Origin of the sequence: Heyndrickxia coagulans DSM 1 = ATCC 7050 (genome assembly GCF_000290615.1) — a bacterium.
In the GTDB taxonomy this organism is placed as follows: Bacteria; Bacillota; Bacilli; order Bacillales; family Bacillaceae_C; genus Weizmannia; species Weizmannia coagulans.
In genome coordinates this window covers 1-22,681 of sequence record NZ_ALAS01000181.1, presented here as the reverse complement: position 1 = coordinate 22,681, position 22,681 = coordinate 1, and the positions used below count along the sequence as shown (strand labels likewise).

The window sequence follows — 22,681 nt, the reverse complement described above, 5'->3', positions numbered from 1 at the left end:
CAAGTGAAGCACGGTAGCCGAAAGTGTACAAAAAGAGTGTCTTGGAATACCCGATATTTAAACCTTGTCGAGAAAAACTTGACACATACGGAAAAACTGAACAATTGCATCTTGCAGGATTCATGTTATAATAGTATGTGCAGGCCAGTTATATGTAAAATCTGCAGCGCCCTTTTTATATCGGGGACGTTACGGATTCGACAGGGATAGATCGAGCTCAGGCTGCGAGCCGGGGGGTCGTCCCCGTAAAAACGCAACGCCTAAAAATAACTGGCAAATCTAACACTAAACTCGCTTTAGCTGCCTAATAAGCACTAAGCGGATCCTCCCTCCATCGCCCATGTGGTAGGGTAAGGGTCTCAAATTCAGTGGGATACGCCGGCTGTCCTCCGCCTGGGGACGAAGGAAGAGACCAATCAGGCTAGCGCACCGGACGCCCGCTGGCAGGCAGATGGCTGCGCGAAACGCAAATATGCCAGCTACGCTCGTAGACGCCTGAGTGGCGATATCTCTGGACGTGGGTTCGACTCCCACCGTCTCCATTTTAAAAATTGGAAAGATGATACTGTTGAAAGTCCGTGAACCCTTGATATGGCTGGGTTTGCGGGCTTTTTGCTTTTGTGGGGAATAAGAAAGAATACGGGAGTTTTGGAAAACTTTTTGCATTCAATTTGCATTGTAAATCTGTCCATAGTGCCGGATTAAATGTGCAATGGCTCTGTTTCCGCCCCGTGAAAAAGGGCTGTCCAAAAAGTCATTCATGATGACAAAAATGACAAAAAAAAACGCCCTTTTCTCGTAAAATGTAAGTGAAGAAAGAGCGTTTTGATCAATCAAATGATATCATGCAAACTACACTTTTTCCTGAGGGACAAGAAAAAATGATGAAGGCTTATTGAACAGGCAAAATCCCTGGATTTGGCAAAGATGCTGGCCGCTTTGGCCGGGTTCGCCCACTCCAACTCAGGGTACCCGGTGGAATCCGCGGCGTACCCTTCTTTTTTTTATCAGAACACTTTCGTCGTCCAATCCTCGCAATTCCAAACATCGGTCGCAATGTCGCGGTAGAAATCAGGTTCGTGGGATACCATCAGGATGCTGCCGCGATACGCTTTTAAAGCGCGTTTCAATTCTTCTTTGGCGTCCACATCCAGGTGATTGGTCGGTTCATCCAGAATTAAGATATTCGTTTCGGTGTTTAAAATTTTACACAGCCGGACTTTGGCTTTTTCGCCGCCGGAAAGGACTGTGATTTTACTTTCAATATGTTTCGTTGTTAAGCCGCATTTTGCAAGGGCAGCACGGACTTCAGCCTGATTCATGCCCGGAAAAGTGTTCCAGATTTCTTCAATACAGGTGTTGGGATTGGCCTGTTTTACTTCCTGCTCGAAGTAGCCGATGTGTTGGTACTCCCCGCGTTCCACTTTACCCGAAATAGGAGGAATCAGCCCGAGAATACTTTTTAAAAGCGTCGACTTACCAATACCGTTCGCCCCTGTAAAAGCAATTTTTTGGCCGCGTTCCATTTTCAAGTTCAGCGGGCGGGAAAGGGGTTCATTGTACCCAATCACCAGATCTTCCGCCGTAAAAATCCATCGGCTGGTGGCACGTGCTTCTTTGAAAACAAACGATGGTTTCGGCTTTTCTTTCCCCAATTCAATGATTTCCATTTTGTCGAGTTTCTTCTGGCGGGACATCGCCATGTTGCGGGTTGCGACATTTGCCTTGTTGCGTGCAACGAAATCTTTCAACTCCGCGATTTCCTGCTGCTGGCGCTTGTATGCCGCCTCCAGCTGTTGCTTTTTCATCTCATGGACCTTTAAGAAGTTATCGTAGTCGCCGACGTAGCGGTTCAACTCCTGGTTTTCCATGTGATAAATCAGGTTTACGACACTGTTTAAAAACGGGGTGTCATGCGAAATCAAAATAAAGGCATTCTCATATTCCTGCAAATAACGCTTCAGCCATTCGATATGCTGTTCATCCAAATAGTTGGTCGGCTCATCCAGCAACAGAATTTCAGGCTTTTCCAGCAGAAGCTTCGCCAGCAGAACTTTTGTCCGCTGCCCGCCGCTCAGATCGTCTACATCACGGTCGAGCCCGACTTCGTCCAATCCAAGGCCGCGGGCAACTTCCTCCACTTTGGAATGGATGCGATAGAAATCATTGCTTTCTAACGTATCTTGCAGCTCTCCCACTTCTGCAAGCAGTGCATCGACATCAGCACCTTCATCGCCCATTTTTGCATAAAGCTTATTAATCTCTTCTTCAGTGTCAAACAGATATTGAAACGCAGAGCTCAACACCTCACGCATCGTCGTGCCCTTTTGGAGGACGGCATGCTGGTTTAAATAACCGACACGGACTTTTCTTGACCACTCGACTTTCCCTTCATCGGGCTGCAGTTTCCCGGTGATCATATTCATAAAAGTAGACTTGCCCTCGCCGTTTGCCCCGATGAGTCCGACATGTTCTCCTTTTAAAAGCCGGAAAGACACATTGTTAAAAATCGCACGGTCACCGAAACCGTGGCTTAAATTTTGTACGTTTAATATGCTCAATTTTGCTCTCCTTCACTTAAGGCTATATGTGGATATCTTGTTTTTGCTATCAAAAATTGCGTTAAAACCTATTATACAACCAAATTGGAAAGGAAAACACCATTGGGAATAAATTGAGGAAAAATGGCTGGGCCTGAAGCCCGAATTTTTGGCAACGGAAAAAGTCCATGTTTATGACCGAAACGAAGAAGTTAAAGGATGTAAAATGTCTTCTCGACCTGTTATTGTACTCTCCCCCGATATAAAATATCAAAACGAACTTCTTGATGGTACAGCTCATGAGGTCTATATTACATATTGAATATTTTTGGTGTCCATACTTGGATATTAATAAAGGCGCTTGTTGTAAATGCAATCAAGCGCTTTGTTCTTAGCCAAGTCTTCATTAAATATCAGACCTTTAAACCAATTAAACATTCAATCCTAAAATATTTCTGGGATCTTCTTTCTCCATATTAACAACATCTCTAAAAATTGCTTCGTTTCTATTGTATTTTCATAAGGCCCTTCAACCCTAAAAATGTTTTCAACAGTTGTTACATCTTTTTTTATAAATACGTTCGCAGCATTTAATTGAATTTCAAAGTCCTCGCATGAGCCATTTAAGACTTTTTCAATATCCTCTACATACTCATCTAATTCTTGCTCTGTGGCAATATCTTCTATAAAATCAGCAAATAACTTTATATCATCTGGAAGTTTTATCCTTAGAACATTAAGGGGGTCTCTATAAAAATTATATTGGTATTCATCCTTATTCTCCTTTATAGATTGGATATGCAGTAGCAATTGAACCATCCTTATCTAAATACATTTCCATTATGAGCCCAGCGTTACTTTTTCCAGAATACTTATTGTCGCCAATAAACTTCATCATGACATTTTTATAATAAGGTTTTCAAATTGAATTTATATAATACTCATTGTTATTGAGAAACTTTTTAAAGAAATCCTCTAATGAAGAAGCTATTGAAATATCAAAATAAAATACAGGATTATTTACTAATTCCAGGTCTATTGAAATATAAACATCCTCGTTTACTTCAAAAAAAATTAATTTATTTTCATCATAAAGTGCATCTAAATTCGCGGCGAATTCAAAAATCCCCTCTCCTAATCTGAAATCTGCTACAGCCCCCGCCCCTAATATCCTATTTATCGCATTAGCACTTTGGCCTTTAATAAAACCATAACCCACTTCTAAATAAAATTGCTTTAAATCGCTTGGAAAACTTATGTTCATTCTCTGCTCAGCGATTAAAATATCATTTTCCGTTACATTATAAATTTTATGCTTGTACCTATTCATAAATTCAAAATTAGCCAATTTGATCTTTTACCTCCTTGAAAACAGTTTTTCTGACGGCGCTCCCTTTCCATGTATGCCAGCTTGGTTTCATTCGGATATTTTGCAAGATGAATATTCCATATTCCACCACGCATGAGGGCCATCAAAGTTATTCTCAATGATATGATGCGCATCATACGTTTGTCCAATACTTCGGACAACTTCACGATTCTTATCCATCATTTCCTCTTCTGGAAATCCATCACGTCCCGTTTTACAACCTTTTTAAATTATGTTATAAAGAGGGTATTCAAAGTTTCTTATTTGGCTACTTCAAAAAGACAGGAGCATAAAAAGATGGAGACGACAACGGAAAAAAAACCGTACGGCACGGTGTTGATCCGTGCGAAAGATATACTGGACTATCTGGAATACCGGGTGGACCCGGTGAGCCTGCAGGAAATTTGCACGGCTTTAAATACGAGCAAATCCACGGTCTTAAAAATTTTAAATACCCTTTGCTCGATTGATTTTGTAAAACGGGATGAAGAGACAAAAAAATATACGCTTGGCACCGCGCTTATCCGTTACGGGGAAACCGCCCGCAAATCTTTCAATATTGTAAACGTGGCGGAAGCTGTGCTCGAAGAACTGAATGACACAATTGGCGAAACCGTCCACCTTGGTATCTACGAACAGGATCATGTAGTGTACGTGAAAAAGCTGAACGGAAAAGGGCAAATCATTTTAAGCTCGCAGGTCGGGCATACGCTGCCGCTGTATTGTTCTGCGATGGGAAAAGCGTACTTGGCTGAACAAAGCGAGGAAGATGTGCGTGATTATTTGTCCCGGATTACGATTGAAAAAAGGACGGAAAACACGATTACGGACCCGGAACAACTGATTCAAGATCTCCAGGAAGTCAAACAGCGTGGGTATGCAATTGACAACCAAGAAAATGAAAAAGATATTTACTGTATTGCGGTGGTTATCAAGCGGAACGGAAAAATCGAAGGGATGATGAGCGTTAGTGCCCCGCGGTTTCGGATCACAGAAGAAAAGAAGCAAAAAATGATTACAAGCATCCTGGAAGCGCGGCAAAAAATCGAAAGCAAATTGAATGGTTAATGGAAAAAACTTGTTCCGACACGGGGCAAGTTTTTTTATTTTCCCTTTCATGAAATGGTTTACATAGGAGAGAGTGTGTTGTAAAATGAAATTGAATTTACTATTCATAAATAAAGTTTATTATATAGAAATTAAAAGGAGCGTCCACCATGAAAAAAATGCAGACTTTGCAGGCGTTAGAAAAAAATGGAATCGTTGCCGTGCTGCGTGCAGACTCCGTGGAAAAAGCTTTGCGTATTACGGATGCACTGATTGCCGGCGGGATCAAAAGCATCGAATTGACTTTTACCGTTCCGAATGCGGATGTTGCCATCAAAAAAATGACGGAACTGTACCGGGACCGTGACGATGTCCTCGTTGGAGCCGGCACTGTACTGGATGCCCAGACCGCCCAGACCGCGCAAATGGCCGGGGCAAAATTCATCGTCGCGCCGACATTTGATCCGGAAACGGCTGCTTTTTGTAACCTTTATCAAATCCCTTATATCCCGGGCTGTATGACGGTGAATGAAATGAAAGCGGCCATGCAGGCAGGAGCAGAAGTAATTAAACTGTTCCCAAGCAATATTGTCGGGCCGGCATTTGTAAAAGACGTTAAAGCCCCGCTGCCGCAACTTGAAATCATGCCTTCAGGCGGAATCAGTCTGGACAATATGGAAAATTGGATCAAAGCAGGCTGTAAAATCCTTGGCGTGGGCGGAAGCTTATTGAAACCTGCCGAAACCAATGATTTTGCAAAAGTGACCGAGACAGCAAGAGCGTTTGTGGACAAATATCAGCAACTAACAGAAGCCGTGCATCAGCAATCGAGGGGTCAATATGCCTAAAATTTTAACACTTGGAGAGATTTTGCTGCGCCTTTCCACCTCCCCGGGAGATCTTTTATCCTGCAGCCATTCTTTCAATGTAAATTACGGCGGGGCGGAGGCGAATGTTGCCACAACGCTTGCCAGTTTCGGGCATGACGTTGCGTTTGCGAGCAAAGTACCGGATTCCTCTTTGGGAGCGGCTGCAGTAAGAAGCCTCCGGGCAAGCGGTATTGATACTTCCCGTCTTCTAATGGGCGGCAACCGGCTTGGCATCTATTTTTTGGAACAGGGGGGCACATTGCGCAATTCCAAAGTGATCTATGACAGGGAAAGTTCCAGCTTTTCACAGATGGATATTGGCGAGTGGGATTTTGACTGGCTTTTTGCGGATGTGGCCCTTTTCCACCTGACCGGCATTACCTTTGCTGTGGCCGAATCATGGAAATATTACGGGCAAATTCTCGTTAAAGCGGCTTTTGACCGCGGCATCCCTGTCAGCTTCGACATCAATTACCGGCCGGCAATGTGGACGATGGAAGAGGCGAGGGCAGCCATTATCCCGATCTTGCCGATGCTCACTTACTGCTGTGCCAACTATCTTGATGCCCGGAACTTCTTTGGTATCGATGCATCGGTGGCTGTGCCCGGCAATATGGAAGCATGTTACCGGGAAATTAGCCGCAAGTACCCGAATCTCCGCGCACTCTATGCGACAGACCGGAACGTTATCTCCCCGACCTGCCATGAACTCCAGGGCATGCTCTGGACTGGCGGCGTTTTTATACAATCCAAGCGTTACCGTATGGAGCAGATCGTAGACCGGATAGGCGGCGGGGATGCCTATGCAGCCGGGATGCTCCACGGCTTCTTAACCGGGATGGATCCGGAAGAAACCGTACAATTTGCGACTGCCACCTCTGTGTTGAAACATTCTGTGAACGGGGATGCCCTGCCGCTTTCAGCAGACGAAGTCCGATCATGGGAAGGCGCTTCCGGCCGGGAAGTCGTTCGGTAAACAGGTGCTCAAAAAAATCAAAAAAACTATTGAATAAATTTGAAAGCGGATTATAATAAGGAATGTAAGAACAAATAAGAAACTTGATTTCTAAATAGGAAATAAAAGGAGGGGCGAATTTGAAAAAATTATCCTACTCGTACGTGAAAGACCTGCAACGGTATCCCACAAAAGCCATTCAGTTTGGAGAAGGAAATTTTCTTCGGGCTTTTGTCGACTGGCAAATTCAGCAAATGAACAAACGCGGACTTTTTCAAGGCGGGGTGACAATTGTACAATCATTGCCACGCGGAAGAGTCGGGCAGCTTGCTGGACAGGACTATTTTTTTACAGTCATGCTGGAAGGAATGCAAAATGGAAAAGAAGTCCAATCCCATGAGATTGTTTCATCCGTAAATAACGGGATCAATCCTTATGAAGATTATGACGCTTATTTACAACTGGCACATGATGACAACATCCGGTTTATTTTTTCCAATACGACGGAAGCCGGCATCGTCTATCATGAAGGAGATGCATTATCCGACCGGCCTCCCGTAAGTTTCCCGGCAAAACTGACGGCACTGCTCTATGAAAGATATAAGGCCGGAAAAAAGGGGTTTTACATCATTCCTTGCGAGCTCATTGAAAATAACGGCAAGGCACTGAAAGAAATTGTGCACCGCTATGCGGATGAGTGGAAGCTTGGCGAAGATTTCAGCAGCTGGCTTGAATCAGAAAATACTTTCTGCTCCAGCCTGGTCGACCGGATTGTCCCGGGCTACCCGAAAGACCGCGCAGAAAAACTTTGGGAAGAATGGGGCTATGAAGATACGTTAATTGCAAAAGCAGAACCATTTCTCATTTGGGTGATTGAAGGGCCCAAGGAGCTGGAAGAAGAACTGCCGCTCAAAAAAGCGGGGCTGAATGTCGTGGTCACCGATCATTTAAAACCGTACCGCGACCGGAAAGTATACTTACTAAACGGCCCCCATACAACAATGGCTTGCCTGGCGCGGCTTGCCGGCATTAAAACAGTCGGCGGGGTAATGGAAGATCCCGATTTTTACCGGTTGATTGACCGCGAAATGTTTGCGGAAATCATCCCGTCACTGGATTTGCCAAAAGAAGAGTTGACAAGTTACGCGGCGGAAATTCAGGAACGTTTCAGAAACCCGTATATGGAACACCAGCTGGACGCGATTGCTTTAAACAGCGTTTCAAAATTTAAGGCACGCCTCCTGCCCATATTGGCGGAGCATGTAAAAAGATTCCACAAAATCCCGTCAAGAATTACGTTAGCCTTATCCGGGCTGTTGAAAATTTACGGAGAGCAGGATCATGCCTCTGCTAAAGCGATTGATTTGCCAGATGTTTTGAAAGAGTTTTCAATGACGTATCACTCCGACCGCTATGTCTGGGACATTTTAAGCAACGAAACCTTATGGGGAATGGATTTGACAAAAATTGACGGCCTGCCCGCTCAAGTTGAAAAAGGCTTACAGTTGATAGAAAAAGAGGGCGTTCGCAGGGCAGTGCAGCAGGCCAACGAGGAGGCATTACCGGTTGAAAAATAAAACCATTCAGCTAAACCCCCGGGATAATGTACTCGTTGCTCTTCAGGATTTAGAGCCGGGTGATGTCCTTCCATCCGGGGACAGGACGATCACCGTAAACGAGGCAATAAAAAGAGGGCACAAAATTGCTTTAGAAAATATCGGAGAGAACGCTGACATTATAAAATACGGGTCACCCATTGGACATGCGACAAAAAAGATCGAACAAGGCAGCTGGGTCCATACCCATAACGTGAGCACCAATCTTTCCGGAAAAGTGGAATACGTGTACAAGCCGGAACTGCATCCCCGCATCTTTCCGAAAGACAGCCGCACTTTTAAAGGATATTTGCGGAAAAACGGAAAAGCCGGGATACGCAATGATTTATACATCATCCCGACTGTTGGGTGCATCAATATGATCGGTGATCTCCTCGTTGACCAATTTAAGGCGAATCACCCTGATAACGGCGCATTTGATGAAATTATTTTGTTTAAACATCCATACGGCTGTTCCCAGCTGGGGGATGATTTGCAGAACACGCGCAAGATTTTAATGGATGCGGCCGCTCATCCCAATGCCGGCGGTGTGCTCATCTTTGGGCTTGGCTGTGAAAACAACCAGCTGGATGAAATGAGGGCACAAATGGGGGAATTTGATGAAACACGCGTAAAGTTTATGATTTGCCAGGATGTAGAAGATGAAGTGGAAACAGGCCTCCAACTACTGGAAGAATTGAATGAAGCTGCAAAAGAGGACAAGCGGATCGATCTGCCTTTATCGGAATTGAAAATCGGATTAAAATGCGGCGGCTCAGACGGATTTTCGGGCATTACCGGCAATCCGCTGCTTGGAAGATTTTCAGATTTTGTCATTTCTCAAGGCGGTTCCACTGTTTTAACGGAAGTGCCGGAAATGTTCGGTGCCGAAAAAATGTTAATGGCACGGGCAAAAGATGAAATCGTATTCAATAAAATTGTGAAGCTCATTAATCAGTTTAAAGATTATTTTGCTTCTTACGGGCAGCCAATCTATGAAAATCCTTCTCCGGGCAATAAGGCCGGCGGGATCACGACGTTGGAAGACAAATCTCTCGGCTGCACGCAAAAAGCAGGAACATCCGCTGTGGTTGATGTGCTGGAATACGGAGAAAAACTAAAGGAAAAAGGGTTATCCCTCCTTCAGGCACCCGGAAATGATCTTGTTTCTTCAACAGCACTTGCAGCGGCGGATTGCCAGATGGTCCTGTTCACAACTGGCAGGGGCACACCGTTCGGAACCTTTGTGCCAACTGTGAAAGTATCGACGAACACCGAACTTTACGAAAAGAAAAAGCAGTGGATTGATTTCAACGCGGGACGGCTGCTTGATCAAGAAATGGACGAAGTAGTGGAACAATTTATTTCTTTTATTCTTGAAGTCGCGAGCGGGAAGAAGACGAAAAATGAGATCCGCCATCTGCATGAGATTGCGATATTTAAGAACGGCGTTACTGAATAAACCATTATTCCATTCCAAAAAGAAGGTATAGAACATGTTCTTAAATCAAGATTTTCTCTTAACAACAGATTTTGCCAAGAAATTATTTCACAACCATGCCGAAAAAATGCCGATTATTGATTACCATTGCCACCTGAACCCGAAGGAAATCTACGAAAATAAAAATTTCAGGGATTTGGCACAAGTGTGGATCAATGAAGGGCATTACGGTGACCATTATAAATGGCGGTTAATGCGCGCAAACGGTGTCCCGGAAAAATATATTACGGGTGATGCTGACCCTTACGAAAAGTTTTTAAAATGGGCGGAAACGATTGAAAAATCAGTGGGCAATCCACTTTATGAATGGACGCATTTGGAGTTGCGGCGTTTCTTTGGAATTGATACGATTTTAAACCGCAAAACGGCACCGGCCATTTGGGAAAAGGCAAATCAATTGCTGGCGACAGATGATTTTAAACCACGGAATTTAATTAAAAACAGCAATGTGAAAGTGGTTTGCACAACAGATGACCCGGTGGATGACCTTCAATACCATAAATTGTTACAGGAATCCGAGACGGAAAATGGTTTTAAGGTGCTGCCGGCTTTCCGGCCCGATAAGGTGCTGAACATCCAGAATAAAGAATACGCTGATTATGTCCACAAATTAGCAACTGTTTCAGGCGTTTCAATCCAAAATTTCTCGGATCTCGTTTCGGCTGTTCGAAACCGAATTGAATATTTCCATGAAAGAGGCGGACGGTTATCCGACCATGCCCTGGATACTTTTACGTATGCAGAGGCGGCGCCGCAACAATTGGATGCGATCGTTGAGAAAGCGTTATCACAAGAAGCGTTGAGTTTAAATGAAATCAATCAATATCACACAGCGCTGTTAATAGAACTTATGCACATTTATCACGAAAAAGGCTGGGTCATGCAATATCACATTCATGCTTTCAGGAACTTAAATGGGCCCATGTTTGAAAAACTGGGGCCTGATACGGGGTATGATGCATTGAATGATCGAAGTATTGCAGAATCTTACGGGAAATTATTTGCCCGTGCAGAAACTGAAGATATCATTCCAAAAACGATTCTTTATTCTTTAAACCCGAACGACTGGCTCCCGCTTGTCACGATGATGGGCTGTTTCCAAAAAGATACGGTTCAGAAATTGCAGCTGGGATGCGCCTGGTGGTTTAACGATACAAGAAGCGGGATGCGTAGGCAATTGGAAATGTTTGCAGAAGAAAGCCTTCTGCCAAATTTTGTCGGCATGTTAACCGATTCACGCAGTTTCCTGTCATACCCGCGCCACGAATATTTCCGCAGGGTACTATGCGAGCTATTTGGCGAATGGGCAGAACGGGGACAAATCCCCGATGATGAAGAACAGATCGGGAAAATCATTGAAGATATTGCTTACCATAATGCTTATCGATATTTTGGTTTTTTTGAGTAATAAAGGCTTATGTTGTTCCAGAGTTGGAAGATTTCGCACTTTTTAATTAAAATAGGTGGTGCAGAAACATGGCTGAAAGCGTTGTAAAAACGACCGCGGAAAAGATAATTGATCCGCAGCATGCATCCAAGCGTATTTCGTTAAAAGAAAAAGTGAGTTACGGTTTTGGTGATTTTGGGAATGGTTTTATGTTTGATTTGGGGCAATCTTATTTGACCAATTTCTATACGGATGTCGCAGGCATTAGCGCTGCGGCAGCCGCCGGTGTTTTTTCGATTACAAAAATCTTTGATGCATTTATGGACCCATTAGCCGGATCCATCATTGATTCGAGAACCCCCGGAAAGCGCGGTAAGTTTCGTCCAGTTATGATGGTTTCTTCTGTATTGCTAGCGATTATGACAGTCATTATCTTTATAATGCCGTCCGGTTTATCACCAACGATGAAGATCGTTTACGCATATGCAACATATATGGCTTGGGGTGTTTTGTATTCGTTTACAAATGTGCCATACGGGTCTTTGGCTTCTGTCATGACAAGAAATGTAGATGACCGGTCCTTCATGGCTTCTACACGGCAGGCCGGCTCAATTGGCGCCCAATTGGTAACTGGTGTTGCTTTTGTTCCAATTATGCTGTTGTTCTCAAATACAAAAGTAGGTTATGCCGTTACTGCAGCTATTATGGCTTTCATTGGTATATGCGGTTTCTTTATATGCTATATCAATACAAAAGAACATATTCATGCTGAAAATTCACGAAGCAAAGAACGCGAAACGATGAAAGATTATCTTCGGGTCGTATTTACGAACAGGCCGCTGTGGAGCCTGATTTTAATGACATTATTTACAATTTCTGCTATGAATACAAACAACCAAATGATGATTTATTTCTGTAAATACAACCTGAATAACATCGGTTTGCAACCAATTATTAATTTTATCATGATGGGCTGCTCTGTTGCAGGGATTACACTCATCCCATTTTTGGTAAAAAAGTTTGGCAAGAAAAAAACAGCAATTGGCGGGCTTATCATTGGAGTCGTTGCGGACGCATTGAATTTTGTCATTCCAACCAACATTGTGACATTCATTATTTTAGTTACGATCGGGTATGTGGCTTTAGCCATTCCGAACGGTGTTACCTGGGCTTTTGTATCTGATACGATTGACTACGGCCACTGGCATACAGGTGTACGTAAAGAAGGGATTACCTATGCTGCCTTTAACTTCTCGAGAAAAATTGCCCAATCTATTGCAGCATTGGTCTCAGCAGGCATACTTGCTACAACGGGATATATTGCAAATGCCCATCAATCTTCAACAACATTGCTTGGAATTAAAGGGGCAATGACGATTTATCCGGCTGTCGCTTTACTGCTTGCTGCAATCATTATCACATTTTTATATAATTTGCCTGATGATAAATTTAAACAAATTGCAAATGATTTGGAAAACGGTCGTTGGGAAAAGGGTACATTTATTCAAGGATAAAAAGAAACAGGAGATAGAAAACACAGCATTTTACTTGATGTAATCATAAAATTTTGATAAACGGCTGCTTTCTTAAAATTCTAGAAGGCAGCCCTGTTCATTTAGTAATGATGTTTTATAGGTGCACTTATTGTTTCCTTTCAGGTCATTTTTTTGCTGTGTTTAAAGGCATATTCGGCGAAGAAGCTGTGAAAGTAAGCGGACTGTTCTCTCATACTTTCTCATACTTTGCTGCATGCCGTTTGCTTATTACTGATCAGCTATAGGGATAAGAAACATCTGTCCTAATTGATCTTTCCATTTTACCAAAATTATTGCTGGTACAGCATGGTCTCTGGAAATGACAGATGATCGTGAATTCGCGGGGCAGATTGTACTGTCGGCATTCAGCTTCTTTTTTTATAATTTCAATTATTAGGAGGCTTTTATATGAATCTCAACGACTTCACCCTCGACTTTTTCAGTTTAAAAGGCAAAGTGGCGGTGGTAACCGGGGCGGCGACAGGGCTTGGGCAGGCATATGCTGTTGCGCTGGCGAAAGCGGGGGCCGATTTGTATTTACCGGTGCACCGGTCGAGCGGCGAGGAGACGAAGTCCCTCATTGAAAAACAGGGCAGGAAAGCCGTGCTCGTAAAGGCAGATTTGAGCGGGAAAGAAGCAGCAAAGAAAGTGATTGATGGCTGCATTGAAACGTACGGCAAGATTGATATTCTTGTGAACAACGCTGGCATTATTAAACGGGCGCCGCTGTTGGAGTATAAAGATGAAGACTGGGAGAACGTTCTTGATGTGAATTTAAATGGCGTCTACTACTTAAGCCAGGCAGCCGCAAAAGAAATGGCGAAACAAAAAAGCGGGAAAATCATCAATGTTGCTTCTATGCTTTCTTTTCAGGGCGGGAAGTTCGTTCCGTCCTACACGGCCAGCAAGCATGGTGTTGCAGGCCTTACGAAAGCGTTTGCCAATGAATTAAGCACGTTCAATATCCAGGTCAATGCGATTGCCCCAGGATATATTGAGACTGCTAATACTGCCCCGATTCGTGCGGACGAAAACCGGAATGAAGAAATTTTAAGCAGAATACCGGCGGGCAGATGGGGACAACCTTTCGATTTAATGGGCGCCATCATTTTTTTAGCAAGCCCTGCATCTGACTATGTGACCGGCCATATTCTTGCAGTAGACGGTGGCTGGCTCGTGCGGTAAATCAACTTTGATTTATAAAAAATTCACAAGGAGTGATTGAAATGTCCCAAACCATGGAAACAAGATATACCCACAGCCCGGAAGACATCCGGCATTACACTACAGAACAGTTACGGAAAGAGTTTTTAGTGGAAAAGATTTTTGTTCCCGGCGAAATCATGCTAACGTATACCCATAATGATCGGCAGATTTTCGGTGGGGTTACACCGACAAATGAGCCGCTAGAGATCCGGCTTTCAAAAGAACTTGGTGTAGACTACTTTCTGGAAAGAAGGGAACTGGGCGTCATCAATATCGGAGGACCCGGCAGTATCACGATAGAAGGCAAAAAAGACCCGATGAAAAAACAGGACGGCTATTACATAGGAAAAGGGACAAAAGACGTCGTGTTTGAATCGGACGACCCCACTAACCCGGCGAAGTTTTATGTTGTTTCAGTGCCCGCGCATCACACATATCCAAATGTGAAGATCAGTATTGACCAGATTACGCCGCGTGAAACAGGTGAAGATCTGTCTATGAACAAGCGGAAAATCTATCAATATATTCACCCGAATATTTGCGAGTCCTGCCAGCTGCAAATGGGTTACACTGTGCTTGAACCGGGCAATGCCTGGAACACCATGCTAAGCCATACGCATGAACGGCGTATGGAAACGTATTTGTACTTTGACATGGAATCGGATACACGGGTATTCCATTTCATGGGCAAACCGGATGAAACCAAGCACCTTATCCTATCTTCAGAACAGGCGGTGATTTCCCCGAGCTGGTCGATCCATTGCGGGGTAGCGACGAGCAATTACACGTTCATCTGGGCAATGTGCGGGGAAAATATCACCTATGATGATATGGATTTTGTCCCAATGGAAGAGTTGAAATAGAATGTATAGCAATAAGCTTCTCTTCTCCAAAGAGGAGCTTTCTTTTTTTACAACACAATGCCGAAATTCCTTGACCAATCGCCATAATCCTCTATAATGAAATTGTAATACAAATAGTAAACTTAATTTCTTATTTAGAAATTATATGGAGGCGAATCAAATGAGCGAGATCATCACTGCCGGTGAGCCGCTTGTGTTGTTTATTGCGGATGAAAAGGGGCCGCTCCATGCTGTCCGGCATTATACCCGTTATATGGCCGGTGCGGATGTGAATGTATCTGTCGGGGTTTCCAGGCTCGGGCACACGGTTTCGTTTTTGACGCAGATTGGGGAAGACCCTTTCGGCGTATATGTGAAAAATTTCTTAAACAATGAGAACATTGATACCACCTATGTTTTTTCAACACCAACATATCCAACGGGTTTCATGTTAAAAGGGCTGTCGGAGATTGGCGATCCGGAAACCGTTTATTTCAGGAAGAACAGTGCTGCTTCTAAACTAACAAAAGAAGCCGTTCGTCAGGTTGATTTTTCAGAAGCAAAGATCCTCCATCTTGGCGGCATTTTGGCGGGATTAAGCGAAAGTGGTTACGAGACAACTTTGGCGCTGATTGAAAAAGCCCGGAAATACGGCCTTACGATTACGTTTGATCCGAATTTGCGTCCGGTAATTTGGGAATCGGAAGAAAAGATGATGGAACGGACAAATGAAATCGCTTGCCTTTGTGATGTCGTCATGCCAAATGCAAAAGAAGCACAGATTTTAACCGGCGAGCATGAAAAAGAAAAGATGGCGGATTTTTACTTATCCAGAGGTGTGCGGCAGGTGATCATCAATTTAGTGGAAAAAGGTTCGTATTCAAAGAAAAAATTGGAGGATGGTTCATTTGCTGAAGCGGCAGTGCCAAAATATGAAGTGAAACATTTGGTTGACCGCATTGGAGCAGGTGATGGTTTTGTATCCGGTATACTGGCCGGCATACTGGAGCATCTTGACGATCAGGCGCTTTTAATGCAGGGCAATGCGATTTGCTCCATCCAGATGCAAAGCCTCGGGGACAATGACGGCCTGCCGACGCGGGCAGCATTGGATGCGTTTATGAAATCGGCCGCCTTGACAGCGGCGAGGTAAAAAGTCTGGCATTCCTGTTTCAGGAGCCTCATAGAATAGAAATCGTCCGGCACTCTTGTTTTTTCCTGGAGTGCCGGGCTTTTTCCCTTTTCAAACCCTTTTGTGTGAAAAATACAAAAAAGTACTTGACCAAAAATGAAACTGTCATATAATTTTAAATGTAAACCATAAATTATTTTAGGTTGACATTTAAAAAGAGGTGACATTAGTGGATTGGACGAAATTGGCAGAAAAGGTGATTGAAGGTTATGTGATAAGGGAAGAAGAGGCCAAGGAAATTTTAACGGTTAGTGATCATGAAGTATTAGCACTTGTCCATGGAGCCTATCAGATTCGCCGGCACTTTTATGGAAAAAAAGTAAAGCTGAATTTGATTATTAACGCCAAAAGCGGACTTTGCCCGGAGGATTGCGGCTACTGTGCACAGTCGATTAAGGCAGCAACAAAAATCGACCGGTATCCATTGGTCAGCAAACAAACGATTGTGGAAGGGGCAAAGGAAGCGAAAAAGAATAAAATTGGTACATATTGCATTGTGATGAGTGGGCGCAGACCAACCAACCGTGAAGTGGATGCAGTGATTGCGGCAGTTGAGGAAATTAAACGTGATGTGGAACCATTAAAAATTTGTGCCTGTTTGGGACTCGTTACTGAAGAGCAGGCGTTTAAGCTGAAGGCAGCGGGTGTGGACCGATTTAATCACAATATTAATACAAGTGCAAATCACCATCCGAATATTACGACCACACATTGTTATGAAGATAGGGTCAACACCATTGAAAATGTAAAAAAAGCAGGAATCTCCCCGTGTTCCGGTGTGATTTGTGGCATGGGGGAAACGGATAATGACATTATCGATATGGCATTCGCGCTCAAGGATTTGGACGCTGATTCCATTCCGGTCAACTTTCTGCATCCTGTTAAGGGAACAAAGCTTGAAAATATGGACGAATTGACACCGATTCGTTGTTTAAAGATTTTGTCCTTGTTCCGGTTTATCAATCCCACAAAGGAAATTCGGATTGCTGGCGGGCGGGAATATCATTTGCGCTCTTTGCAGAATTTAGGGCTATTTATTGCCAACTCCATTTTTATTGGTGATTATTTAACGACAGATGGCCAGGACGCAAAAGAAGATTACCAGTTAATTGAAGATCTCGGATTTGAAATAGAAGAAAATCCGTTCGAAACAGAAGGCCAGCAGTTCACTTTGTATCATTCGTAGATACGCTTTACTCTTAAGCACCTCACATTCACGCTTGGCGTACCTTTTTTCATAGCAAATGATTAAAAAAAGCATTCTTTTTTTGGTACTGATCAACTTGCAGCCAAAGGAAAGGAATGCTTTTTAGCTATGGAATGGTAAAAACTGTGGCGCCCAACCCATTTTTTTATCATTCTCTCGTGATCTCGCGGAAATGTTCCAGCACAAATTGTTTAAATCTCCGGTTGCAGCGGATAAATATCTTCTCTCAATCCAGGCAATTCTCCGTTTTGGAGTGGTTTTTGCAATTTTTTTGATCGCTCTCCTTTCAAATAGGCAAAATGGCACCCTCTATAGGTATATGGACACATTTAGAATGATTGTTCACTATTTTTTTTAATTTGGGATAAAATTTACGAGATTTATTGATTATAATGGTGTTTGATACATAGAACAAAAGGAGGAGACAGATTGCGAAGATTGATTTTTTTCGGGGGTGCGGGTTTTTTGTTGCTGTTTGCGCTAAGTTTTGCGAAGCCTGCTTCAGCCGCCTCGTCTACCATGTATACGTGGACACCGTCGAAGCTTTATAAAACGGCGTCCGGCGCAGCTTACTTCAGAAATGTGAACAGCGGGATAGCGGTAACCGTCTACAGCAAGTCGGGCAAGCGCTATAAGGTGAAAGCAGGCGGAAGAACAGGTTACATTTATGCTGATAACCTGACAAGGAGCAAAGTGAAAAAAGAGGACTATTTTGGTTCGAAAATTTATAAGCAGGCGGCAGGCGGCCCGTATGTTGCTTCCGTACCGGCGGGGAAGATGATGTATATCAAAATGGAAGCAACGAAAAACGGCATGTATCTGGCCCACGTAATCGGAACCGGGTACAGCGGCTATGTTGACAAAACCCATTTTATCAAGCCAGTTGTAAAATATACGTGGATGCCGTCTAAATTATACACATCCGCAACCGGCAATTCGTATAAAAAGACGATTAAAGATGGGCAAAAAGTATCGGTTTTTAACGGGTCGCACGGCCGTTACCAAGTAAAAGCAGGCAGCAGTTCCGGATATATTTACGCGAATAATTTAGCCGGCACGCTGGCGAAGAAAACGGTCTATGTTTCTTCCAAACTGTATACCACTTCGTCCCATACAAAGTATACGGCTGTCATCAGGCCGAATAAGCAGGTATATGTGAAAGAAAGCACCCAAAATATGTCCCATGTCTGCGTTGTTGGGACAGCCCAAAGCGGCTGGATTTATACGAGCCACTTCACAAAACCTGCACCGGCAGCGGGCGGAACAACCAGCACGCCGAAGGCAACAGCAGGGACAAGCCAAACGGGGTCTTCCACAGCGGGCGGCACAACGGCGGGAACAGCAACCGGCAGCACGTCTGGATCTGCGTCCGGCATAACAGGGTCTGCCGCAGCAACAAGCGGCACAACTGCAACGACCACAACAGGCAACACTGGATCGGGTTCCGCATCCGCAACGACCGCAACGGGCAAGACCGGATCGAGTTCCGCGTCCGGGACGACTGCAACGAGCAACACTGGATCGGGTTCCGCGTCCGGGATGACTGCAACGAGCAACACTGGATCGGGTTCCGCGTCCGGGACGACTGCAACGAGCAACACTGGATCGGGTTCCGCATCCGCAACGACCGCAACGGGCAAGACCGGATCGAGTTCCGCATCCGGAACGACCACAACGGGCAACACCGGATCGGGTTCTACGTCCGGAACGACCACAGCGGGCAGTACCGGATCAGCCACTGCATCCGCCACGACGGCAAAGGGACTGGATGTCAGCCATTATCAAACATTGACACAGAGTAGTTTTAACCTTATGAAAAGACAGGGCTACAGTTTTGTCATCCTGAAAGCAACGGAAGGAACCGGGTATACGGACTCTAAGTTTTATACATATTATAAGTATGCCAGAAACGCCGGCTTGTCGGTCCATGCTTATCATATGATCGGCAATTCCACTACGGATCCCGCACAGCATATTGCAGAAGCCAAGCATTTTTATCAAGTGCTGGCCCAAACAAAGGCGAGCACCGGCTATGCTTTTACAGGTTACGCTTTCGAAGATATAGAACCTACCGGGACGAATAGCATTACAACAACTTGGTGGGCAAATGCGGCCCCGGCCTGTGCCGGCTATTTCTTAAATGAAATGCAGGCGCTCGGGCAGGCGAAAGTGGGTATTTATGCCGGCTACTTTAATTGGAACAGCTATCTTGAGGGCCATACAGATACTTGGCCCGGCAATACCAAAATTTGGCTGGCACGATATAACACCACGCTCGGTACAAATGCGGATGTTTGGCAGTACACCGAAACCGGAACCATTGATGGCATCACCGGCCATTTTGACCTTGATATCAGCTATGACCCTGATTTTTAAAATTTTTTCAAAAAAACGGCGAGAATCGATTCTCGCCGTTTTGATTTTGCTTCCATCAGCATCAGGGCCCGCCTAAGGTTTGATCGTAGAAATTTTCCCTGCCTGCCGGTCCAAGCCTCCACCTTGCATTCCCGTTTGTTGCCGGCTCAGGCCGATTATGCATTGTAAACTTGTCCATTCATCCGTTTTGGCCAAGCGGCTCAAGCGGGTGATCAGGCATCCGCAAATTCGCGGATTTTTTTGGCTGTTTTTCTGCTTACCCCTCCCGGCAGGACGGCAAACCCGTAGAGCAAAAGCATAAAGAAAGCACATCCGAATAGCCATCTGTACAGATACCGGTTTATGAAAGGTGCGGTAATCTGTTTTGATACGGTAAACGTAAGGTCTGTTTTTGCCATGGGTTTGCCATTTTGGTACAATTGACCGCCCCCGTACAAATCCATCTGCTCAAAATGTCCACCCCGGCCGTTCGCCTGAAGGAAAAGCCGGGCATGCGCCGGTCCGTGGAGCTGTTCGATCCGGAGCGAATAATGCCTGTTTTCGCCGGGCAAGGCTTTTTTCAAAAGAAATGCCTCATAGCCGTTTGTTTTTCGCTTATGGTTTGTAAATTTTCGTTCAAACACCATTTTTTGCCGTCCGGCGCTATTATGCCATAAAGAAACGCGGTATGCGGCTTTGCCGTGGAACCGGGCAGGCATAAAAGCGACCCGGTCGAAAGCTTTGTCTGCGATAAACGTTTGGGTAACGGTATGATGCCGGTCGACAAGCGCAACAGGTTTTCCTCTGGCTGCCTGCTGGTTGACGATATAATCCTCGTATTTTTCGGTTGTCCCTGTGAATGTTTTTTCATTCGATTTGGCGCAAACGGCGAGCAGGACAATAAGGCTTAAAACGAGCAGCCAGTTTCCCGCTGTTTGCAGTTTCCATCTTTTTTGTGCCGGCAGCCATTTTTTTGCTTCCAGGAACTGGCGCATTTTTTCAAGGCCCCGTGCAGCGCAAAAAATCATAAATGGCGTGAACAGGAGGGAGTAGCGCGGCTCTGCTTCCCAAATCAAAATGAAAAACAAATAGCTGCCAAATAAGCAAATTTGCATGAGCAATTGAACGTCAAACCTTATTTTACGGAAGAACGTTAAGCCGGAAACGGCCAGCAAAAAGAGCGTTGCAATATGAAAAACCTGGATGATAAACAACAGCACTTGATTCTGGTCTCCGTAAACATAGCGGTATGCGGCGTTGTAATGGTCCATCCGCTGATTGTACTTGGCGTAGGCCTGATCGCCTTGTGAAAATGTGCGGAAGGCTTTTACCGCCCAGAGCTTGAGCAGACCGGATGGCCCCCTCGTTTCGATCCGCTGTTTGATCAGTGCAAGATCCGCCTGTTTTTTTGCCTGTTGGGTAGGGAGGCGTTCTGATAATCTCGTATCCGCGACATTGTACCGGCCTTCATTTGAAAGGCCGAGCGCCAGCCAGTGGGTTACCGGCGCCTTGATGCTCGTGTTTTCCCGGTAGCCGAGATGGTGGTAATACGCCTCTGCTCCAAAGGTGACAGGCAAGAAAACAAGCATAATCAACGCTGCCCGCAGCACGGTTTGTTTCAGCCGGAGCGTATAGACCATGTAGATCAAAAGGGCAGGCAAAAACAATACCATATTTTCCCTTAACTGGCACCCAATTGCAAGCACTGCACCAAGCAGAAAAAGGTATGCCGGGCGCCCCGTACGGCTGTGGCAGTACCAAAAATACACCGCCATGGAGGGAAAGGCGATCGCAAGGCTTTCTGTATAAAAATACGGGATATAAAGAAAGAGCGGCAGCCATGTAATCGTAAAAACAAGCAGCAAATTTCCCGTTTTGCGGCCGGACGTTTTCACCGCCAGCAGCCAGAGAAAAAAGATCCCGATATTCAGAAACAAAGCTGCTGCCAGCTTATCTGCAATCAAAAACCAGTCCGGATTCCCAAACGCGGCATAGCGGTAAAGCAGGTAACGGGCAATGGTAATCGGCACATTATTCGGGTAGAGCTGCAAATAGTACTCATTTCCGAGCAATGTCCCGTGTTTTAATAAATACAAAGCTTCCAGATAAATATGGCCGCCATCCACTTTGGGCGGCTGCACCCCGTGAAACAGGATAAGGATCGCCGCTTCAATAGACAAAATAACGGCAAACAAAAAGGCTGCCATTCTTTTCAGCCCGTTGTCTGAAAGCCTTGCAAAAATGCGGCAACAGCCAAGATAAAACAAGATGGCGACTACAGCAAAGAGGAACAGCGCTGCCATCTGCCCGGTTGAAATATTCCATTTTCCATCAAGCAGCACGAAATGCGGGTCATCTTTTTCCGCCCACAGCGGCGCGATGAAAAAGCTGCCGATCGTGATAAGAGCGCATGATACGGTAAAAATGATACTGAAAAGACTGATGGTTATCTTTTTCACGAACATGGAGGGCTCACCTCATGGATTGTCTTTCCGCGCAATCTCCATTCTCATTGCGCAAGTTGTGTGTCTGGTTAGTGGTGCATGAAAACATTCTTTTTTATCATGCCCCGCCGCCTGCACTTCGTATTCTTGCATAATTTTCCAGATTTCTCAAGGGACCAGTATAGCTGCTTATTCTGAATAAACCGTGAGAATTCAATGAAAAAACCCGCAGTTTTTTCAGCGGTACGCGGAAATTGCGGCCAGCCGGCAGGTGTTTACGTGAAGGGTTTTCCGGGCGAAATGCCGCGCAGCACGGTTTTATCCTGAACCATCCTTTTGCCGGATTGGCCGTTTTTAAGGCGGTGAAATTCCGGCCGAAAAATGCCCGCAAAAACCCTGCAGGCGGCTTGCTGCTCAAAATACGGCCAATATTGGCAAAATACTTGTTGGAAAACACCCATCCGGTATACAATTCAATTGTTTAAAATCTGCTTTTTTGGTAAAAATCAGAATGAACTTCCCGGCAATTGCGGAAGTCTATTTATTATAGAGCCCTTGCCAAAATGCTATATCCCCTGAAACTGTAAGCAGTCAGACAATTAAAGGTCGTTGATTTATTCCACTAAAGAAAAAAGAC

The 22,681-nt window shown here is 44.7% G+C and carries 16 protein-coding genes and 1 other RNA gene; 13 read left to right on the top strand and 4 right to left on the bottom strand.

Translation table 11 applies throughout. From position 1 onward, the window contains the following. Positions 1-182: 182 nt before the first annotated feature. Positions 183-545, top strand: a transfer-messenger RNA (tmRNA) gene (gene ssrA / locus IC21_RS16260). A 462-nt stretch (positions 546-1,007) separates the two neighbouring features. Here ssrA and IC21_RS09040 read toward each other — a convergent pair. The 3 genes from IC21_RS09040 to IC21_RS09030 form a co-directional block, all read right to left on the bottom strand. Further along, entirely contained in the window at positions 1,008-2,561 is a 1,554-nt protein-coding gene (locus tag IC21_RS09040) for an ABC-F family ATP-binding cassette domain-containing protein (protein ID WP_029142139.1), read from the bottom strand. Between the two features lie 423 nt (positions 2,562-2,984). Continuing rightward, on the bottom strand, positions 2,985-3,350 hold the full coding sequence (locus IC21_RS09035) for a tRNA-Val4 (RefSeq protein WP_306802646.1): 366 nt from the start codon (positions 3,348-3,350) through the stop codon (positions 2,985-2,987). Between the two features lie 109 nt (positions 3,351-3,459). Further along, positions 3,460-3,888, bottom strand: a complete 429-nt coding sequence (locus tag IC21_RS09030; protein ID WP_029142140.1) for an SMI1/KNR4 family protein — start codon at positions 3,886-3,888, stop codon at positions 3,460-3,462. Positions 3,889-4,206: 318 nt separating this feature from the next. Between IC21_RS09030 and IC21_RS09025 the strand changes: the two genes are divergently transcribed. The 12 genes from IC21_RS09025 (at position 4,207) to IC21_RS08970 (ending at position 19,621) form a co-directional block, all read left to right on the top strand. Next, positions 4,207-4,977, top strand: coding sequence for an IclR family transcriptional regulator (locus IC21_RS09025; protein WP_029142141.1), 771 nt, complete (start codon positions 4,207-4,209; stop codon positions 4,975-4,977). Between the two features lie 149 nt (positions 4,978-5,126). Next, the gene (locus IC21_RS09020; RefSeq protein WP_029142142.1) at positions 5,127-5,804 is read left to right on the top strand and encodes a bifunctional 2-keto-4-hydroxyglutarate aldolase/2-keto-3-deoxy-6-phosphogluconate aldolase; all 678 of its coding nucleotides are present in this window, start codon (positions 5,127-5,129) and stop codon (positions 5,802-5,804) included. Further along, positions 5,797-6,801 carry a sugar kinase gene (locus IC21_RS09015; protein WP_029142143.1) on the top strand — a complete coding sequence of 335 codons (1,005 nt, stop codon included), beginning with the start codon at positions 5,797-5,799 and terminating at the stop codon, positions 6,799-6,801. The genes IC21_RS09020 and IC21_RS09015 overlap by 8 nt, the downstream gene beginning before the upstream one ends. 119 nt (positions 6,802-6,920) lie before the next feature. After that, positions 6,921-8,357: a tagaturonate reductase gene (locus IC21_RS09010; protein WP_029142144.1), complete on the top strand. Its 1,437-nt coding sequence runs from the start codon at positions 6,921-6,923 to the stop codon at positions 8,355-8,357. Then, the gene (locus IC21_RS09005) at positions 8,347-9,837 is read left to right on the top strand and encodes a UxaA family hydrolase (protein ID WP_029142145.1); all 1,491 of its coding nucleotides are present in this window, start codon (positions 8,347-8,349) and stop codon (positions 9,835-9,837) included. The genes IC21_RS09010 and IC21_RS09005 overlap by 11 nt, the downstream gene beginning before the upstream one ends. 34 nt (positions 9,838-9,871) lie before the next feature. Then, a complete protein-coding gene (uxaC, locus tag IC21_RS09000) occupies positions 9,872-11,284 on the top strand; it encodes a glucuronate isomerase (RefSeq protein WP_029142146.1) in 1,413 nt (470 codons plus the stop codon). A gap of 68 nt (positions 11,285-11,352) precedes the next feature. Then, positions 11,353-12,777: a glycoside-pentoside-hexuronide (GPH):cation symporter gene (locus IC21_RS08995; protein WP_029142147.1), complete on the top strand. Its 1,425-nt coding sequence runs from the start codon at positions 11,353-11,355 to the stop codon at positions 12,775-12,777. 429 nt (positions 12,778-13,206) lie between these two features. Next, positions 13,207-13,983 carry a 2-dehydro-3-deoxy-D-gluconate 5-dehydrogenase KduD gene (kduD, locus tag IC21_RS08990; protein ID WP_029142148.1) on the top strand — a complete coding sequence of 259 codons (777 nt, stop codon included), beginning with the start codon at positions 13,207-13,209 and terminating at the stop codon, positions 13,981-13,983. A 53-nt stretch (positions 13,984-14,036) separates the two neighbouring features. Next, entirely contained in the window at positions 14,037-14,867 is an 831-nt protein-coding gene (gene kduI / locus IC21_RS08985; protein WP_029142149.1) for a 5-dehydro-4-deoxy-D-glucuronate isomerase, read from the top strand. 160 nt (positions 14,868-15,027) lie between these two features. Then, entirely contained in the window at positions 15,028-15,999 is a 972-nt protein-coding gene (locus IC21_RS08980; protein WP_029142150.1) for a sugar kinase, read from the top strand. Positions 16,000-16,207: 208 nt separating this feature from the next. Beyond that, positions 16,208-17,224, top strand: coding sequence for a biotin synthase BioB (gene bioB / locus IC21_RS08975; protein ID WP_029142151.1), 1,017 nt, complete (start codon positions 16,208-16,210; stop codon positions 17,222-17,224). A 450-nt stretch (positions 17,225-17,674) separates the two neighbouring features. Continuing rightward, positions 17,675-19,621, top strand: a complete 1,947-nt coding sequence (locus IC21_RS08970; RefSeq protein ID WP_029142152.1) for a glycoside hydrolase family 25 protein — start codon at positions 17,675-17,677, stop codon at positions 19,619-19,621. Between the two features lie 212 nt (positions 19,622-19,833). On the opposite strand, the gene IC21_RS08965 is transcribed toward IC21_RS08970, so the two are convergent. Beyond that, complete coding sequence (locus tag IC21_RS08965; RefSeq protein WP_029142153.1) at positions 19,834-22,065, bottom strand: ArnT family glycosyltransferase; 2,232 nt, start codon at positions 22,063-22,065, stop codon at positions 19,834-19,836. Positions 22,066-22,681: the final 616 nt, after the last annotated feature.

What these genes read in the sequence shown, in the direction of transcription:
- IC21_RS09015 (WP_029142143.1), top strand. Translation starts at nt 5,797, where the DNA reads ATGCCTAAAATTTTAACACTTGGAGAGATTTTGCTGCGCCTTTCCACC.
- IC21_RS08995 (WP_029142147.1), top strand. Translation starts at nt 11,353, where the DNA reads ATGGCTGAAAGCGTTGTAAAAACGACCGCGGAAAAGATAATTGATCCG.
- IC21_RS09020 (WP_029142142.1), top strand. Translation starts at nt 5,127, where the DNA reads ATGAAAAAAATGCAGACTTTGCAGGCGTTAGAAAAAAATGGAATCGTT.
- kduD (WP_029142148.1), top strand. Translation starts at nt 13,207, where the DNA reads ATGAATCTCAACGACTTCACCCTCGACTTTTTCAGTTTAAAAGGCAAA.
- IC21_RS09025 (WP_029142141.1), top strand. Translation starts at nt 4,207, where the DNA reads ATGGAGACGACAACGGAAAAAAAACCGTACGGCACGGTGTTGATCCGT.
- IC21_RS08980 (WP_029142150.1), top strand. Translation starts at nt 15,028, where the DNA reads ATGAGCGAGATCATCACTGCCGGTGAGCCGCTTGTGTTGTTTATTGCG.
- uxaC (WP_029142146.1), top strand. Translation starts at nt 9,872, where the DNA reads ATGTTCTTAAATCAAGATTTTCTCTTAACAACAGATTTTGCCAAGAAA.
- IC21_RS08965 (WP_029142153.1), bottom strand. Translation starts at nt 22,065, where the DNA reads ATGTTCGTGAAAAAGATAACCATCAGTCTTTTCAGTATCATTTTTACC.
- kduI (WP_029142149.1), top strand. Translation starts at nt 14,037, where the DNA reads ATGGAAACAAGATATACCCACAGCCCGGAAGACATCCGGCATTACACT.